15 protein-coding genes are annotated in these 18,175 nt (G+C 60.7%); 6 read left to right on the plus strand and 9 right to left on the minus strand.

All coding sequences use genetic code 11. The features are described 5' to 3' along the window. Positions 1-55 precede the first annotated feature (55 nt). The 8 genes from ACA047_RS02775 to ACA047_RS02810 form a co-directional block, all read right to left on the minus strand. Positions 56-1,978 (minus strand): PrkA family serine protein kinase, encoded by a 1,923-nt coding sequence (locus tag ACA047_RS02775; protein ID WP_497356520.1) that lies wholly within the window; start codon positions 1,976-1,978, stop codon positions 56-58. A gap of 300 nt (positions 1,979-2,278) precedes the next feature. Continuing rightward, on the minus strand, positions 2,279-2,608 hold the full coding sequence (gene glpE, locus ACA047_RS02780; protein WP_497356522.1) for a thiosulfate sulfurtransferase GlpE: 330 nt from the start codon (positions 2,606-2,608) through the stop codon (positions 2,279-2,281). Between the two features lie 31 nt (positions 2,609-2,639). Next, positions 2,640-3,518, minus strand: a complete 879-nt coding sequence (locus ACA047_RS02785) for a symmetrical bis(5'-nucleosyl)-tetraphosphatase (protein WP_497356524.1) — start codon at positions 3,516-3,518, stop codon at positions 2,640-2,642. Continuing rightward, positions 3,518-3,898 (minus strand): Co2+/Mg2+ efflux facilitator ApaG/CorD, encoded by a 381-nt coding sequence (gene apaG / locus ACA047_RS02790; RefSeq protein WP_497356526.1) that lies wholly within the window; start codon positions 3,896-3,898, stop codon positions 3,518-3,520. Before apaG ends, ACA047_RS02785 begins: the two co-directional genes overlap by 1 nt. Positions 3,899-4,007: 109 nt before the next feature. Further along, positions 4,008-4,826, minus strand: coding sequence for a 16S rRNA (adenine(1518)-N(6)/adenine(1519)-N(6))-dimethyltransferase RsmA (gene rsmA / locus ACA047_RS02795; protein ID WP_497356528.1), 819 nt, complete (start codon positions 4,824-4,826; stop codon positions 4,008-4,010). After that, complete coding sequence (gene pdxA, locus ACA047_RS02800) at positions 4,823-5,812, minus strand: 4-hydroxythreonine-4-phosphate dehydrogenase PdxA (protein ID WP_497356530.1); 990 nt, start codon at positions 5,810-5,812, stop codon at positions 4,823-4,825. Before pdxA ends, rsmA begins: the two co-directional genes overlap by 4 nt. Beyond that, entirely contained in the window at positions 5,809-7,125 is a 1,317-nt protein-coding gene (surA, locus tag ACA047_RS02805) for a peptidylprolyl isomerase SurA (protein ID WP_497356532.1), read from the minus strand. The genes pdxA and surA overlap by 4 nt, the downstream gene beginning before the upstream one ends. Beyond that, on the minus strand, positions 7,106-9,901 hold the full coding sequence (locus ACA047_RS02810) for an LPS-assembly protein LptD (RefSeq protein WP_497356534.1): 2,796 nt from the start codon (positions 9,899-9,901) through the stop codon (positions 7,106-7,108). Before ACA047_RS02810 ends, surA begins: the two co-directional genes overlap by 20 nt. Before the next feature lie 130 nt (positions 9,902-10,031). Here ACA047_RS02810 and ACA047_RS02815 point away from each other — a divergent pair, with 130 nt between their 5' ends. The 3 genes from ACA047_RS02815 to ACA047_RS02825 are packed head-to-tail and all read left to right on the plus strand — an operon-like array spanning position 10,032 to position 12,494. Further along, positions 10,032-11,057 (plus strand): aminoglycoside phosphotransferase family protein, encoded by a 1,026-nt coding sequence (locus ACA047_RS02815; protein ID WP_497356536.1) that lies wholly within the window; start codon positions 10,032-10,034, stop codon positions 11,055-11,057. Further along, on the plus strand, positions 11,054-11,722 hold the full coding sequence (gene murU / locus ACA047_RS02820) for an N-acetylmuramate alpha-1-phosphate uridylyltransferase MurU (protein WP_497356538.1): 669 nt from the start codon (positions 11,054-11,056) through the stop codon (positions 11,720-11,722). Before ACA047_RS02815 ends, murU begins: the two co-directional genes overlap by 4 nt. A 4-nt stretch (positions 11,723-11,726) precedes the next feature. Continuing rightward, the gene (locus ACA047_RS02825; RefSeq protein ID WP_497356540.1) at positions 11,727-12,494 is read left to right on the plus strand and encodes a TerB family tellurite resistance protein; all 768 of its coding nucleotides are present in this window, start codon (positions 11,727-11,729) and stop codon (positions 12,492-12,494) included. Positions 12,495-12,557: 63 nt separating this feature from the next. Here ACA047_RS02825 and ACA047_RS02830 read toward each other — a convergent pair whose 3' ends face one another. After that, on the minus strand, positions 12,558-13,553 hold the full coding sequence (locus ACA047_RS02830; protein WP_497356542.1) for an alpha/beta hydrolase family protein: 996 nt from the start codon (positions 13,551-13,553) through the stop codon (positions 12,558-12,560). Between the two features lie 76 nt (positions 13,554-13,629). On the opposite strand from ACA047_RS02830, the gene ACA047_RS02835 reads away from it, so the two are divergent. The 3 genes from ACA047_RS02835 to ACA047_RS02845 all read left to right on the plus strand — a co-directional run bounded on the left by ACA047_RS02835 (position 13,630) and on the right by ACA047_RS02845 (position 18,160). Further along, the gene (locus tag ACA047_RS02835) at positions 13,630-16,023 is read left to right on the plus strand and encodes a PAS domain-containing sensor histidine kinase (protein ID WP_497356544.1); all 2,394 of its coding nucleotides are present in this window, start codon (positions 13,630-13,632) and stop codon (positions 16,021-16,023) included. A gap of 122 nt (positions 16,024-16,145) precedes the next feature. After that, entirely contained in the window at positions 16,146-16,775 is a 630-nt protein-coding gene (locus ACA047_RS02840; RefSeq protein WP_497356546.1) for a response regulator, read from the plus strand. 260 nt (positions 16,776-17,035) lie between these two features. Continuing rightward, a complete protein-coding gene (locus tag ACA047_RS02845) occupies positions 17,036-18,160 on the plus strand; it encodes an ABC transporter ATP-binding protein (protein WP_497356548.1) in 1,125 nt (374 codons plus the stop codon). The last annotated feature ends 15 nt before the right edge of the window (positions 18,161-18,175 follow it).

Raw genomic sequence — 18,175 nt, forward strand, 5'->3', positions numbered from 1 at the left:
ATACTCGGGCTCACGCGCTTTTCTTGCAGCTTGTAGCTTGTAGCTTGCAGCTGCGTTACTGCGATTTCCGGACCCGCAGATACCACTCGGAGAGCAGCCGTACCTGTTTGTCGGTGTAGCCACGTTCGACCATGCGTGTGACGAAGTCGTTGTGTTTTTGCTGGTCCTCCTTGCTGGCCTTGGCATTGAAGCTGATGACGGGCAGTAGGTCTTCGGTGTTGGAGAACATTTTCTTCTCGATGACCACCCGCAGCTTTTCATAGCTGAGCCAAGTTGGGTTCTTGCCGTTGTTGTTGGCCCGGGCCCGCAACACGAAGTTGACGATTTCGTTGCGGAAATCCTTCGGATTGCTGATGCCTGCCGGTTTCTCGATTTTTTCCAGTTCTTCGTTGAGCGCCACCCGGTTGAGGATTTCGCCGGTTTCCGGATCGCGGTATTCCTGATCCTGGATCCAGAAGTCCGCGTACAGCACGTAGCGGTCGAAGATGTTTTGGCCGTACTCGCTGTAGGACTCCAGGTACGCCGTCTGGATCTCCTTGCCGATGAATTCGATGTACCGCGGCGCCAGGTATTCCTTGAGGAAGCGCAGATAACGCTCGCGGGTTTCCGCCTGGAACTGTTCCTGCTCGATCTGCTGTTCCAGCACGTACAGCAGGTGAACCGGGTTGGCGGCGATTTCATGGGGGTCGAAGTTGAAGACCTTGGACAGGATCTTGAACGCGAAACGCGTGGACAGGCCGTTCATCCCTTCATCGACCCCCGCGTTGTCGCGGTATTCCTGGATCGACTTGGCCTTCGGATCGGTGTCCTTGAGGTTTTCACCGTCATACACCCGCATCTTCGAATAGATGTTGGAGTTCTCTGGCTCCTTGAGGCGCGACAGCACAGTGAACTGGGCAAGCATCTTCAGCGTATCGGGCGCGCAATGGGCCTTGGACAGCGAGCTGTTGAACAGCAGCTTGTCGTAGATCTTCACCTCATCGGTGACGCGCAGGCAGTACGGCACCTTGACGATATAGATCCGGTCGATGAAGGCTTCGTTGTTCTTGTTGTTGCGGAAGGTGTGCCATTCCGACTCGTTGGAGTGGGCCAGCAGGATACCGGTGAACGGAATCGCCCCCAGGCCCTCGGTGCTGTTGTAGTTGCCTTCCTGGGTTGCGGTCAGCAAGGGGTGCAGCACTTTGATGGGTGCCTTGAACATCTCGACGAATTCCATCAGGCCCTGGTTGGCCCGGCACAGCGCCCCCGAGTAGCTGTAAGCGTCGGCGTCGTTCTGTGGGAATTCTTCCAGCTTGCGGATATCGACCTTGCCCACCAGGGCCGAAATGTCCTGGTTGTTTTCGTCCCCCGGTTCGGTCTTGGCCACCGCGATCTGGTTAAGGACCGACGGGTAGAGCTTGACCACCCGGAACTGGCTGATGTCCCCGCCAAACTCGGCCAGGCGCTTGGTGGCCCATGGCGACATGATGGTATTGAGGTAGCGTCGTGGAATGCCGAAGTCTTCTTCGAGGATCGCACCGTCCTCGGTGGCGTTGAACAGCCCCAGGGGCGACTCGAACACCGGTGAGCCCTTGATGGCGTAGAAGGGCACTTTCTCGATCAGTTGCTTGAGCTTTTCGGCCAGGGACGATTTACCGCCACCCACCGGGCCAAGCAGATAGAGGATTTGCTTCTTCTCTTCCAGGCCTTGGGCGGCGTGGCGGAAATAGGACACGATCTGGTCGATGCATTCTTCCATTCCATGGAAGTCTTCAAAGGCCGGATAGCGGCGAATCACCTTGTTGGAAAAAATCCGCGAAAGCCTCGAGTTGGCCGAGGTATCCAGCAGTTCCGGTTCTCCGATTGCCAGCAACAGACGTTCCGCAGCCGATGCGTAGGCACTGCGTTCCTGTTTGCAGAGTTCGAGGTATTCCTGCAGCGAGTATTCCTCTTGCCGCGTGGACTCGAAACGTTGTTGGAAGTGGCTAAAAATACTCATGACGTCACCTCGCTCGATACGTGGAGCCGGTGTCGGATCAATCAGTCGATGCTGGACAGCCGCTGGGAACCCAGCTGCCGTTTACCCCCCAGAATGCTTTCAAGAATGCAGGCTCTTGAAAGCTTACTCCCGATGACCCGCGCGCCGGTGTACCGGCTCTCCCCTGTTTTGGATGGCCTGAGGCTAAGGATAGTTCGGAATCGGAGAGATAAAGGTGGAATGCGTAATAAGTTATGGCAGACCGTTCGTCTGCCATCGCTCAAGCCCACGGTTCACGTGGGCTCAGGCAACATTAAAAAATTATTCGTGAGCGTCTTGCGCTGTTTCTGAAGGATAAGTCGTGCGCCACAGCTCAAAGCCGCCGTCCAGGCTGTAGACGTCGGTGAAGCCCTGGCTGACCAGATAGGCGGCTGCGCTCTGGCTGGAGTTGCCGTGATAACACACGACCACGACCGGGACGTCGAGGTCGGCGTGGGTGATGAAGTCATGCAGGGAGTGGTTGTCCAGGTGCTTGGAATCACTGATGTGCAGGGCAGCAAAAGTGGCCGGGTCACGGACATCGACGACGACCGCGCCTTGCTCGCGCAAGGCCTGGGCCTGGTCTGGGGGGATACGTTTGAATTCGCTCATAGAAGACTCCTGTAGCCAGGCGCAGCGCTGATCAAAGAGCGGGGCCGGCCGGCACTGATGCAGTGGTCGGGTGATGATGGGGTTTGACGTGGCCCTGTTCGTCGCAATCACAACGCAGTTGCTCGCCGGTGTCGATGTTCATCAGCGTCATTGCGCTGCCCCATACGCAGCCGGTATCGAGGGCGAAGACCCCGGGTTCGTCGCATTGGCCTTCCAGCGACGCCCAGTGACCGAAAATGACTTTCAGGTTACGGGTCTTGCGTTCCTTGTGCTTGAACCAGGGGGCATAGCCGGGCGGCGCGGTCTCGATGCCTTCCTTGCCCTTGAAATCGAGCTTGCCGTCACGGGTGCAGAAACGCATGCGAGTGAAATAGTTGGTGATGACGCGAAGGCGAGCGACGCCGGTGAGGTCGTTGTCCCACTTGACCGGCTCGTTGCCGTACATGCCGTCCAGGTAGGGGGCGAACAGGTTGTCGTCGCGTAACGCCTGTTCGACCTCGTTGGCGCATTTGAGCGCCTTGCGCAGGGACCACTGAGGCGGGATACCGGCATGAACCAGCGCCAGGTTGCGCTGCTCGTCGTAGTGCATGAGCTTTTGCTGGCGCAGCCATTCCAGCAACTCGACGCAATCGGGGGCGTTGAGGATTTCGCTCAAGGTATCGGATTTTTTCAGGCGCTCAATGTTCTGCCAGGCCGCCAGCAGGTGCAGGTCGTGGTTGCCGAGTACGCACACCAGCGACTGGCGGATGCTGTAGAGAAAACGCAAGGTCTCAAGCGATTGCGGGCCACGGTTGACCAGGTCGCCTACCAGCCACAGCGTGTCCTTCTGCGGGTCGAAGCTGACCCGCTCTAGCAGGCATTTAAGCGGGTCGAGGCAACCTTGCAGATCACCGACCGCATACGTGGCCATCAGTGCAAGGCTCCGGGTACCGCCAGGCGAAAGGGGTTGATGGTGGCGTCAAAGTGTTTGCCGTCCTGGGCCAGCATCTGGTAGGTGCCTTGCATGGTGCCGACCGTGGTGGTCATCACCGTTCCGCTGCTGTAGCTGTGGCTTTTACCCGCCTCGATCAGCGGTTGCTGGCCGACCACCCCCTTGCCGCGCACTTCTTCGACGTGCCCGTCGCCGTCGGTGATGACCCAGTGCCGCGACAGCAGCCTGGCTGGCAACGAGCCATTGTTGTGCACCGTAATGCTGTAGGCGAAGGCGAAACGGTTGTGCTCGGGTTGAGACTGTTCTGCCAGAAAGCGGGTGGTGACGCTGACGTCGACCTGATAACGAGGATCGGACATGCAAGAAGGCCTTAAAAGCGAAGCGGGACGCGGGCGTAGCTGATGGGATCAGTCTAGGCCAAGTATCGGGTAGTAAACCAGAGTCCCACCCGATAGCAATCTTCTGCGGTCAGCTGGCGTCGGCTTTTGGCACGACCTGTTCGCTGAGCTTGTCGGCCAGGCGCACGAAAGCGGCCAGGTCCAACTGCTCGGGGCGCAGGCTGCCGTCGACGCCAGCGGCTTCGATTTCGGCGCTGCTGAGCAATAGTTTCAGGGTGTTGCGCAGGGTTTTGCGGCGCTGGTTGAATGCTTCGCGTACCACGCGCTCCAGCAGGCGATGATCCTTGGCTGGGTGCGGCAGGACCGCATGGGGCACCAGGCGGACGATGGCCGAGTCGACTTTCGGCGGCGGGTTGAATGCCCCCGGGCCTACGTTGAACAGGTGTTCGACCCGGCAATGGTACTGAACCATGATCGACAGGCGACCCCAATCACCGCCACCAGGGCCGGCGGCGAGACGTTCGACCACTTCTTTTTGCAGCATGAAGTGCATGTCGCGGATCAGGCCGGCATTACTCAGCAAGTGGAAGATCAACGGCGTGGAAATGTTGTATGGCAGGTTCCCCACCACCCGCAGGCTGTTCGGCGCGGCGTTCAGGCTGTTGAAGTCGAACTTCAGCGCGTCGCCCTGATGCAGATTGAAATTGCTCATGCCGGCAAATTGTTGGTTGAGGATCGGAATCAGGTCCTTGTCCAACTCCACCACGTCCAATTGCGCACCGCTGCTGAGCAGGCCCTCGGTCAGGGCGCCCTGGCCCGGGCCGATTTCCAGCAGGCGATCATCGGGTTTGGCATGAATGGAGCGCAGGATGCGATCGATCACGCCGGCGTCATGCAGGAAATTCTGGCCGAAGCGCTTGCGCGCACGGTGTTGGTATTGCTCGGTCATAAATGGGTCTCGGCCATCTGGTAGGCGGTTTCCAGCGCGACTTGCAGGCTGCCGGTGTCGATCCTGCCGCTGCCGGCCAGGTCCAGGGCAGTGCCATGGTCCACCGACGTACGGATGATCGGCAGGCCCAGGGTCACGTTGACGGCCGCGCCAAAGCCTTTGAACTTCAGCACGGGCAGGCCCTGGTCGTGGTACATCGCCAGCACCGCGTCGCAGTGCTCCAGATATTTGGGGGTAAACAGAGTGTCGGCAGGCAGCGGGCCATGCAGGTCCATGCCCTCGCTGCGCAAGCGCTCCAATGTGGGTTCTATGATGTCGATTTCTTCACGGCCCAGGTGGCCGCCTTCACCGGCATGGGGATTGAGCCCGCATACCAGGATGCGGGGCCGGGCGATGCCGAATTTTTTCTGCAGGTCGGTATGCAGGATCCGCGTGACTCGCTCAAGGCGTTCCGGGGTGATGGCGTCGGCGATGTCCCGCAGGGGCAGGTGGGTGGTCACCAGCGCCACACGCAGGCCATGGGTGGCGAGCATCATCACCACTTGCTCGGTGTGGGTCAGGTCCGCCAGGAATTCGGTATGCCCGGAAAAGGCAGTCCCCGATTCATTGATCACGCCCTTGTGCACCGGTGCGGTGATCATGCCGGCAAAAGCCCCGTCCAGGCAGCCCTGGCCGGCGCGGGTAAGCGTCTGGAGGACGAACGCCGCATTGGCCTTGTCCAGCTGCCCGGTGATGACCGGGGCGCCCAACGGGGTGTCCCAGACATACAGGCTATTGGCCGGCGCCGGAACATCCGGCCAGGCGCTCGGTGTCACCGGCAGCAGGTCGACGACCACCCCCAGCTGCGCGGCCCGCTCAAGGAGCAGGTCGCGGCTGGTGATGGCTATCAGGGGATGTGGCTGGGGTTGCGAGGCGAGCAGCAGGCACAGGTCGGGACCAATGCCAGCAGGCTCGCCGGGTGTCAGCGCGAAACGCTTGGGTTTCACTGCGCTGCCTGGTCTGCACCAGGGAGTTTGATTTCGACGTAGGCTTCGTCGCGAATCTGACGCAGCCAGGTTTGCAGCTCTTCGTCGTATTTGCGGTTACGCAAGACGGTCATCGCCTGTTGCTCACGGGCCTGGGTGGTGCTGTCGGTGGCGCGGCGGCCAAGGACTTCCAGTACGTGCCAGCCATAAGGGCTCTTGAACGGCTTGGACAGCTCGCCCTGAGGCGTTTGAGCCATGACCTGACGGAACTCAGGCACCAGTGCATTCGGGTCAACCCAGTTCAGGTCGCCGCCGTTAAGGGCCGACCCCGGGTCTTCCGAGTAGCTCTTGGCCAGTTCGGCGAAGTCTTCGCCCGCTTCGATGCGGTCGTAGATTTTCTCCGCCAGACGCTTGGTCTCGGCTTCGCTGCGGATTTCACTTGGCTTGATCAGGATATGGCGAACATGCACTTCATCACGCACCTGGGTTGCGCCGCCGCGTTTCTCCAGCAGCTTCAATATGATGAAGCCGCCAGGCGTGCGGGCTGGCTCGGTGATGTCGCCAACGGCCATGGTGCTCAGTTCGCGATCGAACGGAGGTGGCAATTGAGCGGCTTTACGCCAGCCCATGTCGCCGCCTTCCAGCGCGTTGTCGCTGGCAGACTTGGCGATGGCCATCTGATTGAAGTCGGCGCCCTGCTTGAGCTGCTGGTAGATCTCCATCGCCTGACGGTAAGCACTCTGAATGGCTTCAGAGTTGGCGCTTTCCGGCGTAGGAACCAGGATGTTTGCCAGGTGCAGTTCTTCGGAAAGCTGCGCCTTGCCCAGGTCGGAGGCGAGGAAGTTCTTCACTTCCTGCTCGGACACCTGGATGCGTTCGGCCACGCGGCGCTGGCGCACACGACTGATGATCATCTCACGGCGGATCTGATCGCGGGCGTCCTCATAAGAGAGGCCATCACGAGCCAGGGCGGCGCGGAACTGGTCGACAGACATGTTGTTGCGCTGGGCAATGGTGCCGACAGCCTGGTTCAGTTCTTCATCGGTGATGCGAATGCCGGAGCGGTCGCCGATCTGCAACTGCAGGTTTTCGACGATCAGGCGTTCGAGCACCTGCTGATCCAGTACACCCGCTGGCGGCAGGCTGCCACCGCGCTTGGCGATGGTTTGCTGCACCTCATGGACGCGCTGGTCCAGCTGGCTCTGCATGACCACGTCGTTGTCGACGATGGCCACCACTTTATCGATGGACTGAACCGCGGCGTTGGCTGCGGTACCCAGGAACAACGCGCCCAGCATCAGCGGGCGCAGACAATCAGAAAGCTTGGTCTTCACGTTCACGATAACCTTGAATGCCTTTGTCGAGGAAGCTCTCTACCTTGGCGCCAGTGAGGCCGCCGAGTCCCTTCAGAACAATTTGGAGGAAGATGCCGTGGTCGCCTTTTTCGTTTTGCGGGGCGTCTTGACTGTTATCTTCATAGTCGACCCAGTAACGGTTGATCAGGCGCAGTTTCCAGCAGCAGTTGTCGTATTCGAAACCACCGAAGGCTTCCAGGGTACGGTTGCGGTTGTAGTCATACTGCCAGCGGCTGATTGCGTTCCACTGCGGCACGATCGGCCAGATGACCGAGAAGTCGTGCTGTACGATCTTGTAGTAGTCCTTCACGTAGCCAGCTGTACCCGGCGTGCCGTAGTCGCTGCCCACTTCCCATGTGCCGGTGCTCTGATCGTAACGGACCTGGTCGTTGCGATAGCGATAACCGGCGTTGATGACCTTGTTCGGGTTGTTTTCCGGCTGGTAGTGGAACATTGCGCTGCCCGAGCGAGGGCTGTGGGTGTCCGGGTCCCAGTTGTAGTCGGCGGTGGTGCGCCAGTCGCGGTTCCAGCGGTATTCGTATTCCAGCGCGTAAGGCGAAACACTGGACTGAGCGTCGGCGCGCGTCTTGGCGTCGATACCGGGCAGTTGAACTTCACGGTCCTTGAAGTACAGCGCTTGGCCGATGCTGATGCGTTGACGTTCGAAGCCGTTATCTTCGATCCAGCGGTTGGTCACGCCCAGGGACAGCTTGTTCTCGTCGCCAACACGGTCGGAACCGCTGAAGCGGTTGTCCCGGAACAGCGAGGAATAGTTGAAGGTGCTTTCGCTGCTGTCGAAGATTGGAATGTCGCTCTGATCTTTATAAGGCACATAGAGATAGAACAGGCGTGGTTCCAGGGTTTGGCGATAGTTGGTGCCGAACCATTGGGTGTTGCGATCGAAATACAGGCCGCTGTCGATGCTGGCGATTGGAATGCCGCGGCTTTGGGTGCTGCTGTAGGTGCCGTTCAGACGGTCGCCTTCGGCGTTCTGACCGGCAATGTCGGTTTTGCCCTGATTATCGAGATCCAGGTCGTACCGGGTGTACTGGTATTTAAGCGCCGGCTTGATATAGCCGTAGGTTGCTTCCATCGGCAGACTGACAACCGGTGCCAGATTTAAGCGATCACCGTTAGCCCGAGCCAAGCCCTTGACGTTGGTGTCGAGAAACGCGGACGTGTTCCCATTTTCATCGCTATAGTCGCCAGTTCGCAGATCGCGTTCAAACCGCACCAGTTCTGTTTGGTAAGCGAAATCCAGACCAAACGGATGCTCCGGCAGCGCACCGTTAAAGGTGATCTGCGGCAGGCGGTTATATGGCGTAGTGTTCGAGATCGTCGCCAACTGATACGCCTGGACATTCAGCCGCGCCGTGTAGTTGTCCCCGCGATAGCTGACCGCACCCTGCTGGTTCACGAAGTCCCTGGATTCGACACCGATCTGATCGGTCTTCAAATCCTGGAAATAATACGGATCGCTGATCTTGGTGTAGTCGACTTCCGTCAGCACACGCGAATCCAAGCCGCCCTTGTGCTGCCAGTTGTACATGTAGCGGGTCTTGCTGTAGTCGGTCTGCTTGCTGCGGTCGTCGTCCTCATCGTTGAGGTACGCGGCACCGAACTGACCTTCGCTGGACTTGGTCAGGTAGCGGAATTCGCCTTCCATCAACAGACCGCGCTTGCTCATGTAGCGCGGGTACAACGTGGCGTCGTAGTTCGGCGCCAGGTTGAAGTAGTACGGGGTGACCAGCAAAAAGCCGGTATCGCTGCCGGTGCCGATGGTCGGCGGCAGGAAGCCGGACTGGCGACGGTCGTCGATCGGGAAATAGATGTACGGCGTGTACAGGACTGGGATGTCCTTGACCCGCAGCGTCGCGTTGGTCGCGGTGCCGAAGCCAGTGGCCGGGTTCAGGGTGATGTTGTTGCCCTTGAGCGTCCAGGCGTTGCTGTTTGGTTCGCACGTGGTGTACGTACCATCCTTGAGGCGGATGATCGCGTTTTCAGCGCGTCGGGCGTATAGCGCGCTACCGCGGATACGCGATTTGTGCATCACGTATTCGGCGTTGTCGACCTTGGCTTCACCGGTGTCCAACTGAACATCGGCGTGGTCGCCGACGATCAGTGCACCGTTGTCGCGAACCCGTACATTGCCGTTCAGCTCACCACGGTTTTCGGCCTGGTACAGGCTGGCTTCGTCGGCCTCGACCTGCATGCTGCCCTGGCGCATGACCACATCGCCGGCCAGGGTTGCCACCTGGTCTTCCTGCTGGTAGCGCGACGCCTTGGCACCGATGAAGGTCGGCGCGTCACTTTTATTCGTCTTGTCATTCATGCCAGGACGAGTCGGTTCGATATAGGAACCAGAGCAGTAAGGACCGGTTTCAGCCAATTGTGCAGGCGTGAGGTTCGCGCGCGGAACCCAGTCCAGGTGACTGTAGTCTGCACTGCGCGACTTCAGGCCGCGGCCCTTGGCTTCGGTGACGAGCATCGGCTTGTCGCCGACGGCTTCGCCCGAGCCGGTATCGGCCGGGGCGTCGCCGCTGGCGGAAACCGCGCTGCCATCGTGCACAGGACGCGGCGGCAATGCAGCGGCCGGTGTCTTGGGCGCACAGTCCCAAGCACCCGAAGCGGAGACGGAGCAGTCATACTGCTCAGCCGCGACGACGAATGAAGAGGCCAGGGGTTGCAGGGCCAGCAAACTGCCGGTGACCAGCAACGGAAATTTTTTACGAAACGCGGGGGATTTCAATGCCATCTTATTAGTCCGGGCTTCCTGCGTGCCATCTGCCCGCGGTGTGGGCCGCACGCCTCTCGATGGTCTGAAAAAGATGCTGGATAATAAAGCATGACCCGCTTGACGGCTAGCGCCGTCGGAGACCCTTGCAATGCCCGACCAAGATGTACGCTTGCAACACCTGAAAGTTTGGCTCGATGAGCAGCTGCCGATCCTTTTTACCCAACAGGGTTGGGGCGCCGTACCCCCGGCCACGTTGACCGCGGCCAGTAGCGACGCGAGTTTCCGGCGTTATTTTCGCTGGGAAGGCGAGGGCCGCAGTTTTATCGTGATGGACGCGCCACCGCCCCAGGAAAACTGCAAACCCTTCGTGGACATTGCTTTTTTGCTGGCGAAATCTGGCATTAACGTGCCGAAAATTTATGCCGAAGACCTCGAACGGGGCTTTCTTTTGCTCAATGACCTGGGCAACCAGACCTATCTGGACGTGATCAACGGCGAAAATGCCGACGATTTATTCCGCGATGCCCTTCAGGCTCTGCTGGCTTTTCAGCAATTGCCGATGGTGGCGCCGCTGCCCAGCTACGACGTCGCGTTGCTGCGTCGTGAGCTGGAATTGTTTCCCGAGTGGTACGTCAAGCATGAGCTGGGTATCGAATTTGATGCGCAGCAGCAACAGCTCTGGCAACAGGCCAGCGACCTGCTGATCGATAGCGCCCTGGCCCAGCCAAAAGTGCTGGTGCACCGCGATTACATGCCACGCAACCTGATGCTCAGTGAACCGAACCCCGGCGTGCTGGATTTTCAGGATGCGGTCTATGGTCCTGTCACCTACGACGTGACCTGCCTGTTCAAGGACGCCTTCCTCAGTTGGCCCGAGGAGCGTGTGGGCGGCTGGCTCAAGGATTACTGGCAGCAGGCCGGTGCGCTCGGCATTCCGGTCCAGCCGGATGTCGAAGACTTCCTGCGGGCCAGCGACTTGATGGGCGTGCAACGCCATCTCAAGGTCATCGGGATCTTCGCGCGCATTTGCCACCGCGACGGTAAACCGCGTTACCTGGGCGACGTGCCGCGCTTCTTTGCTTATATAGAAGCGGTCATCGCCCGTCGCCCTGAACTGGCGCCGCTGGAGGAGCTGCTTGTCAGCCTGCGTCAACCGGCTGGAGCGACTGCATGAAAGCGATGATCCTGGCGGCGGGCAAGGGTGAGCGAATGCGCCCCCTGACCCTCACCACCCCCAAGCCGTTGATTCGAGTCGGCGGTGTTCCCTTGATCGAATACCACCTGCGGGCCCTGGCCAAGGCCGGGTTTACCGATATCGTGATCAACCACGCCTGGCTCGGTCAGCAGATCGAAGATCACCTGGGAGACGGTTCGCGCTTTGGCGTGAGCATTCACTTCTCGCCGGAAGGTGAGCCGTTGGAAACCGGCGGCGGAATTTTCCGCGCCTTGGCGCTGCTGGGCGATGAAGCATTCGTGGTGGTCAATGGCGACATCTGGACCGATTACGACTTCAGTGCCTTGCGTCGGCCGATCGAGGGGCTGGCTCATCTGGTGCTGGTGGATAATCCCGAGCATCACCCGGGCGGCGATTTCATCCTGGCCGACGGAAAGGTTCACGATGGGGCGCCGGCTGCCGACAAACTGACTTATAGCGGCATCGCCGTCCTGCACCCGCGGCTGTTCGACGGTTGCTCGGACGGCACGTTCAAACTCGTAACGCTGTTGCGCAAGGCCATGGCCGAGGGGCGAGTCAGCGGCGAGCACCTGGAAGGGCACTGGGTGGATGTCGGCACCCATGAACGTCTGGCGCAAGTCGAAACCTTGATAGAAGCGAGCTAGTGATATGTGGTGGCCAGGGACTCTGATTGGAGCCGGAGCGGGCTTTGCAATAGCCAGCATTCCGGGGGCCATGCTGGGGGCGTTGTTAGGGCAGGCGCTGGATCGGCGCCTGAACCTGCAGGGTTGGGCGCAGGTACGTGAGCGTCTGGGTGGTCGACCGGCATTGCGCAACGATGAATTGTTGTTTGTCTTGCTGGGGCGGCTGGCGAAAATCGATGGGCGTGTGGTTGATGGCCACATCCAGCAGGCTCGTCAGGAGATGCGCGCGCTGGACCTGAGCGAGCCGGCGCAACGCCGGGCCATCGCTGCGTTCAACCGAGGTAAGTCCGGGAACGACCGCTTGCGCAGTTACCTGCGTCGTCTCAGCGCTCAGCCTTACGCGGCTGAAGGCGTGCTGCGGGCGTGCTGGCGGATGGTCTGGGCCGATGGTCGCGCAGGCGTAGGCGAGCGCGAGTTGATTGCCCAGTGGGGCAAGTGGTTGGGCTGGACACCGCAACAGGTCCAGGCGCTGGCGGCTGATTACGAACCCCATAAATTGTCACAGCCCAGCAGTGGCATGACCTATCAGGAGGCGTTGCGCATGCTGGGTGTTTCGGCGACCAGTGAGCCGTCGCAGATCAAACGGGCCTATCGACGCCTGCTCAGCCGGCACCACCCAGACAAAATTGCCGGCAGCGGAGCAACGCCTTTGCAGGTGCGTGAGGCCACCGACAAAACCCGGGAGCTGCATAACGCTTTTCGGTTGATTCGGGAGCGGCGGGATTTTCGATAGGTGTGGCGAGGGGATAAATCCCCTCGCCACTTTTTGTGTTTGGCCTGAGGTCTGCGGTAACCCTCACTCCCCCGGTTTCTGCGGGCTCAACCAACCCCGAACTCGACGGAACAGCTGTTCCTGCTCCGCCGATAAGTTCGGCAAAGCCTTGAGGGAGATCTGGCTGAAGGCCGAGTCTTTCAAGCGTTTGCTCGCCTGCAAGCGCTCCAGCGCGGCGTTGCGGTCCAGCAGTTTGTCCGTATAGAAGAAGTCGGCGGTCGGCAGTTTCAAGGTTGGGGTCAGCTCGGCCAGGCCGGGCTTGGCGGCAACCGGGCTTTGCGCGGCGACCATCACGAAACGCTCGATTTGCGAAGGCTGCTTTTCATTCAGGTAACGCGCCGCCCAGTAGGCGCCGGTGCCGTGGCCCAGCAGCACAATGCGGCGGGCGCTCTGCTGTTCGGCGTAGGCCAGTGCCGCATCGATGCGCGCGAAGATACGTTCGGCGTCGGCCCGGGTGTGTTCTTCGAAGGTTTCGGCAACGGCCGGGTCCGCCGCATCGGCTTCGCCCCCTGCAACCTGTTCGATCGGGGCTGCGGTCGTGGCGTCCGGGGCTGCGGCAGCCGTGTCAGCCGGTTTTGTTTCGGGTGGTGCCTGCACCTCGCGCGGTGCGATGACGTCGCTTTGCAGGTCCGGCAGGGTGATACTCAGACTGCTCCATTCGACGTCGGGCAATTTTTTGCGCAACGGGCCAATCGCTTGAGGCCAGTCAGCCGTTTCGCCGGCGCCGGGGATTATGATGACCGCGCCCTTGGGGTCGCTGGTATTGGCCGGTTTCCAGAGGGCCAGGAAAGTGTCGCTGCCCGTTTGCAACTGTTGTTGTTCCTGGGCCGGGATTTGTCGTTCAAGTGCCGTCGCTTCTTCCTGGCTACGCTCAAGCAAAGGCTGGCGCTCGGGTGATTTTTCCTCGGCCGGTTTCTGTGCCTCGGCGGGCGCGGGTTCGCTGGCCTGTACAGAAAAGGCACTCGGCAGGATCAGCGACAGGCACAATGCTGGCAATGCCAGGCGGTAAACAAAGGGCATCGGATATTCCAGGACCAGAAGTATTTCCGGCAGCCTAATGGGTTGGTCAGTATTTGTCAGTGCATGAGACTTCGATATGCGTTTTTGCTGCCTGTGGGTTATCGGCTGTTTATGGCTTCCCTTGATGGCGTGGGCCGCGCCCGCGCCCTCGACGCATGGGGTGCAATTGAATGCAGAGCAGCGCCAGTGGCTGGTGCAACACCCGCAATTGCGTGTCGGCCTGGTATTGCAGGCGCCCTATGCGCAATACGACCGGCGCCTGCAGCGTTTGTCCGGCACCAATGTCGAGTTGATGCAATGGCTGGGCAAGGCGTTGAAGGTCGAGCTGACCTGGCGAAACTTTCAGGATGTGGCGCAATTGGAAGCGGCGGTGCGCGACGGCGAAGTGGATGTCGCTCCGGGCCTGACCCAGACCCCGGTCGGGCTCAGGCTCTGGCAGTTTTCCGACCCTTACATGCGCGTGCCGCAATTGATCGTCGGCGAGCAGAAGGGCGCGCAAGGCGTGGAGTTGGAAAAGCTCGATGCCCAGGTCCGGGTTGCGGTGCGCATGCCCAGTGCCACGGCTGACTATCTGCGTAGCAATTTCCCGATGCTGAATCTGCAAGGCGTGCCGATGGAGCGAGAGGCGCTGCAATTGCTGCTGAGCCAGCAGGCCCGTTACGCCGTGGTCGACGAGGCGCAGTTGGGGCGGCTGATGGTTGAACCGGAATTCGCCGGGCTGGTGGTGGTGGGCGACATCGGCTTGCCGCAGCTGTTGCGGGTCGCCACGCGGCGGGACTGGCCGGCGCTGGCCGGGATCATCGAGAGCGGTTTGCAGGCGATCCCGGCCAAAGACCTGGAGCAGTTGCACAGCCGCTGGCTCAAACCCAAATATCCGCGCCTGACCGAGACCCCGGGCTTTTGGCAGAACCTGACCCTGTTGATGCTGGCCTTGCTGCTAAGCAGCGTGGCCATCGTGTTCTGGCAGCGCCGCCAGCAGCGGGCACTGGAACGTCGCCTGCGCGCCGCGCGCGCGGACATCGTCCAGCGTGCTGCCAGCGAAGAGGCCTTGCGCCTGACGCAGTTTTCCATTGATCAAAGCACCGTCGGCATCCTCTGGGTCAACTGGGACAGCCATGTGCGCTACGCCAACCACGCGGCCGAAACCATGCTCGGCTATGCACCGGGCGCGATCATTGACCGGCCCTTGATCGACTTCGAGCCGGGCCTGCACATGGATCGCTGGTTGAACCTGTGGAAGCGCGCCCGGGCCAGTGAAGACGGGCCGCAGAGTTTCGAAACCGAATGTGTGCGGGCCGATGGAAGCATCCTGCCGGCCGATGTTTCCTTGAGTTTTCTGCGTTTTCGCGACGCCGAATACCTGGTGGTCTACCTCAACGACGTGACCGAGCGCCGTCGTGCGCTGGCGGCGTTGCGCGAAAGCGAGGCGCGGTTGCAGGGCATCGCCGCCAACGTGCCGGGCCTGGTCTTTCGCCTGGAGCGGGCACCGGTGACCGGCCAGATCGACTTTGCCTACATCAGTGAAGGCAGCGAAAGCCTGGTGGGTTATTCCCCCGCGACCCTGACCCGCAGCGACACCGGCCTGCGCAGCCTGGTGCACCCGGACGACAAGGCCGGTTACCACCGTACCCAGGACCAGGCGCTGGACAGCGACAGCGACTGGTCGTGGCAGGGCCGCATCCTGACCCGCGAAGGACGGGAGCGTTGGGCCGAGATCAAGGCGATCACCCGTCGTCTCGAGGACGGCACCTACGTCTGGGACGGCATTGTCTGGGACATCACCGAAAGCAAACGCATCGAACTGGAGCTGGCCAGCTCCAGGGAACAGCTGCGCGAATTGTCGGCGCACCTGGAGAGTGTGCGGGAAGAGGAAAAGGCGCGCATCGCCCGGGAAGTCCATGACGAGCTGGGTCAGATGCTGACGGTGTTGAAGCTTGAAACGTCCATGTGCGAGCTGGCCTACGCGCAACTCGACCCGGGCCTGCAGGAGCGGCTCAACAGCATGAAGCGCCTGATTGCCCAGCTGTTCCAGCTGGTGCGGGACGTGGCGACGGCATTGCGTCCGCCGATCCTTGATGCGGGCATCGCCTCGGCCATCGAATGGCAGGCCCGGCGCTTTGAGGCGCGTACTCAGATCCCGTGCCTGGTGCAGGTGCCGGACAATCTGCCGACCTTGAGCGACGCCAAGGCCATCGGCCTGTTCCGGATTCTCCAGGAGGCACTGACCAATGTGATGCGCCATGCCCAGGCGCATACTGTGGAGCTGACGCTGGTGCAGGAAGGCGACGAATTGTGTCTGACCGTCAGCGACGACGGTGTAGGCTTTATCGCCCCTACGGGCCGGCCGACGTCCTTTGGCGTGGTCGGCATGCGTGAGCGGGTGCTGATCATGGGCGGGCAGTTGTCGCTGGAAAGTGAGCCGGGGGAGGGCACTACCCTGGCGGTGCGGGTGCCTTTGGGTGATGCCTGAAGGTTTTGGGTTGTCTGGGCTGGCCCTATCGCGAGCAGACTCGCTTCCACATTGATTGATGTGTGCACAAAACCTGTGGGAGCGAGCTTGCTCGCGATGAGATTTTAAATCTGGAGAAAAACGTGATCCGTGTACTGGTAGCCGAAGACCACACCATCGTCCGTGAAGGCATCAAGCAATTGATCGGCCTGGCGAAGGATCTGGTGGTGGTGGGGGAGGCGAGCAATGGCGAGCAGTTGCTCGAGACCCTGCGGCATTTGCCCTGTGAAGTGGTGCTGCTGGATATTTCCATGCCGGGGGTCAATGGCCTGGAGGCAATCCCGCGGATCCGTGCGCTGAATAACCCACCGGCCATTCTGGTGTTATCGATGCACGACGAGGCGCAAATGGCGGCGCGTGCGCTGAAGGTCGGTGCCGCCGGCTACGCGACCAAGGACAGCGACCCGGCCTTGCTGCTGATGGCGATTCGCAAGGTCGCGGCCGGCGGGCGTTACATCGATCCGGACCTGGCCGACCGCATGGTCTTCGAAGTCGGCCTGACCGACTCCCGCCCGCTGCACTCGTTGCTGTCCGAGCGCGAATTCTCGGTTTTCGAGCGCCTGGCCCAAGGCGCCAACGTCAACGACATTGCTCAGCAACTGGCCCTGAGCAGCAAAACCATCAGCACTCACAAGGCGCGGCTGATGCAGAAGCTCAACATCACTTCGTTGGCGGAACTGGTGAAATACGCGATGGAGCACAAACTGCTCTAAGCCTCACCACAATGCCCTGGTGGGGAATACGCCGACGTATCCATTTGCGACACGCCTCGAAACCGCTTTTGCCCACGCTTGCCGCTTGCCGCTCCCAAACTCATCACTGCCCTTATCCAATCCCGCCATCCTTGTAGGGCAATCCCTACCCCGACTCTTCCACCCGGCTGAGGCGATTCTCTCCTGCGTCCCGATTTGCGTGGGCCCCAGGCTCCACTAGGCTTGATTCACAAGCAGTCATCAATACAAAAGGTGCGGGTATGAGCCAGGTCGATTCAAACGCGGGGGCCAGTGATGTGCTGGTCAGCTTTCGTGGTGTGCAAAAGAGCTACGACGGCGAGAACCTGATCGTCAAAGACCTCAACCTGGACATTCGTAAAGGCGAATTCCTGACCCTGCTCGGGCCGTCCGGCTCCGGCAAGACCACCAGCCTGATGATGCTCGCCGGGTTTGAAACCCCCACTGCCGGTGAAATCCAGCTGGCTGGGCGCTCGATCAACAACGTGCCGCCTCACAAGCGTGACATTGGCATGGTGTTCCAGAACTACGCCTTGTTCCCACACATGACCGTCGCCGAGAACCTGGCGTTCCCGTTGACCGTGCGCGGCCTGAACAAGAGCGACGTGAGCGATCGGGTCAAGCGGGTATTGAGCATGGTCCAACTAGACACCTTCGCCCAGCGCTACCCGGCGCAACTGTCCGGTGGCCAGCAACAGCGTGTGGCCCTGGCCCGGGCGCTGGTGTTCGAACCGCAGTTGGTGTTGATGGACGAGCCGCTCGGCGCGCTGGATAAACAACTGCGTGAACACATGCAGATGGAAATCAAACACCTGCATCAGCGCCTTGGCGTGACAGTGGTTTACGTGACCCACGATCAGGGCGAAGCCTTGACCATGTCCGACCGCGTGGCGGTGTTCCACCAGGGGGAAATCCAGCAGATTGCTTCGCCGCGCACACTCTATGAAGAGCCGAAAAACACCTTCGTCGCCAACTTCATCGGCGAGAACAACCGTCTCAACGGCCGCCTGCACAGCCAAACCGGCGATCGTTGCCTGGTAGAGCTGGGGCGCGGTGAAAAAGTCGAAGCGCTGGCGGTGAACGTCGGTAAGCCCGGCGAACCGGTGACGCTGTCTATCCGCCCGGAGCGGGTGAGCCTCAACGGCGCAAGCGAACAATGTGTCAACCGCTTTTCAGGGAGGGTGGCGGAATTCATCTATCTGGGCGACCACGTCCGGGTTCGCCTGGAAGTCTGCGGCAAGAAAGACTTCTTCGTGAAACAACCGATTGCCGAGCTCGATCCCGGGCTCGCCGTCGGGGACGTGGTTCCGCTTGGCTGGCAAGTCGAGCATGTGCGTGCGCTCGATCCCCTTCTAGAGGCGAATTGATCGCCCCCTGCTGTA

This window comes from Pseudomonas sp. LBUM1664 (assembly GCF_059695895.1).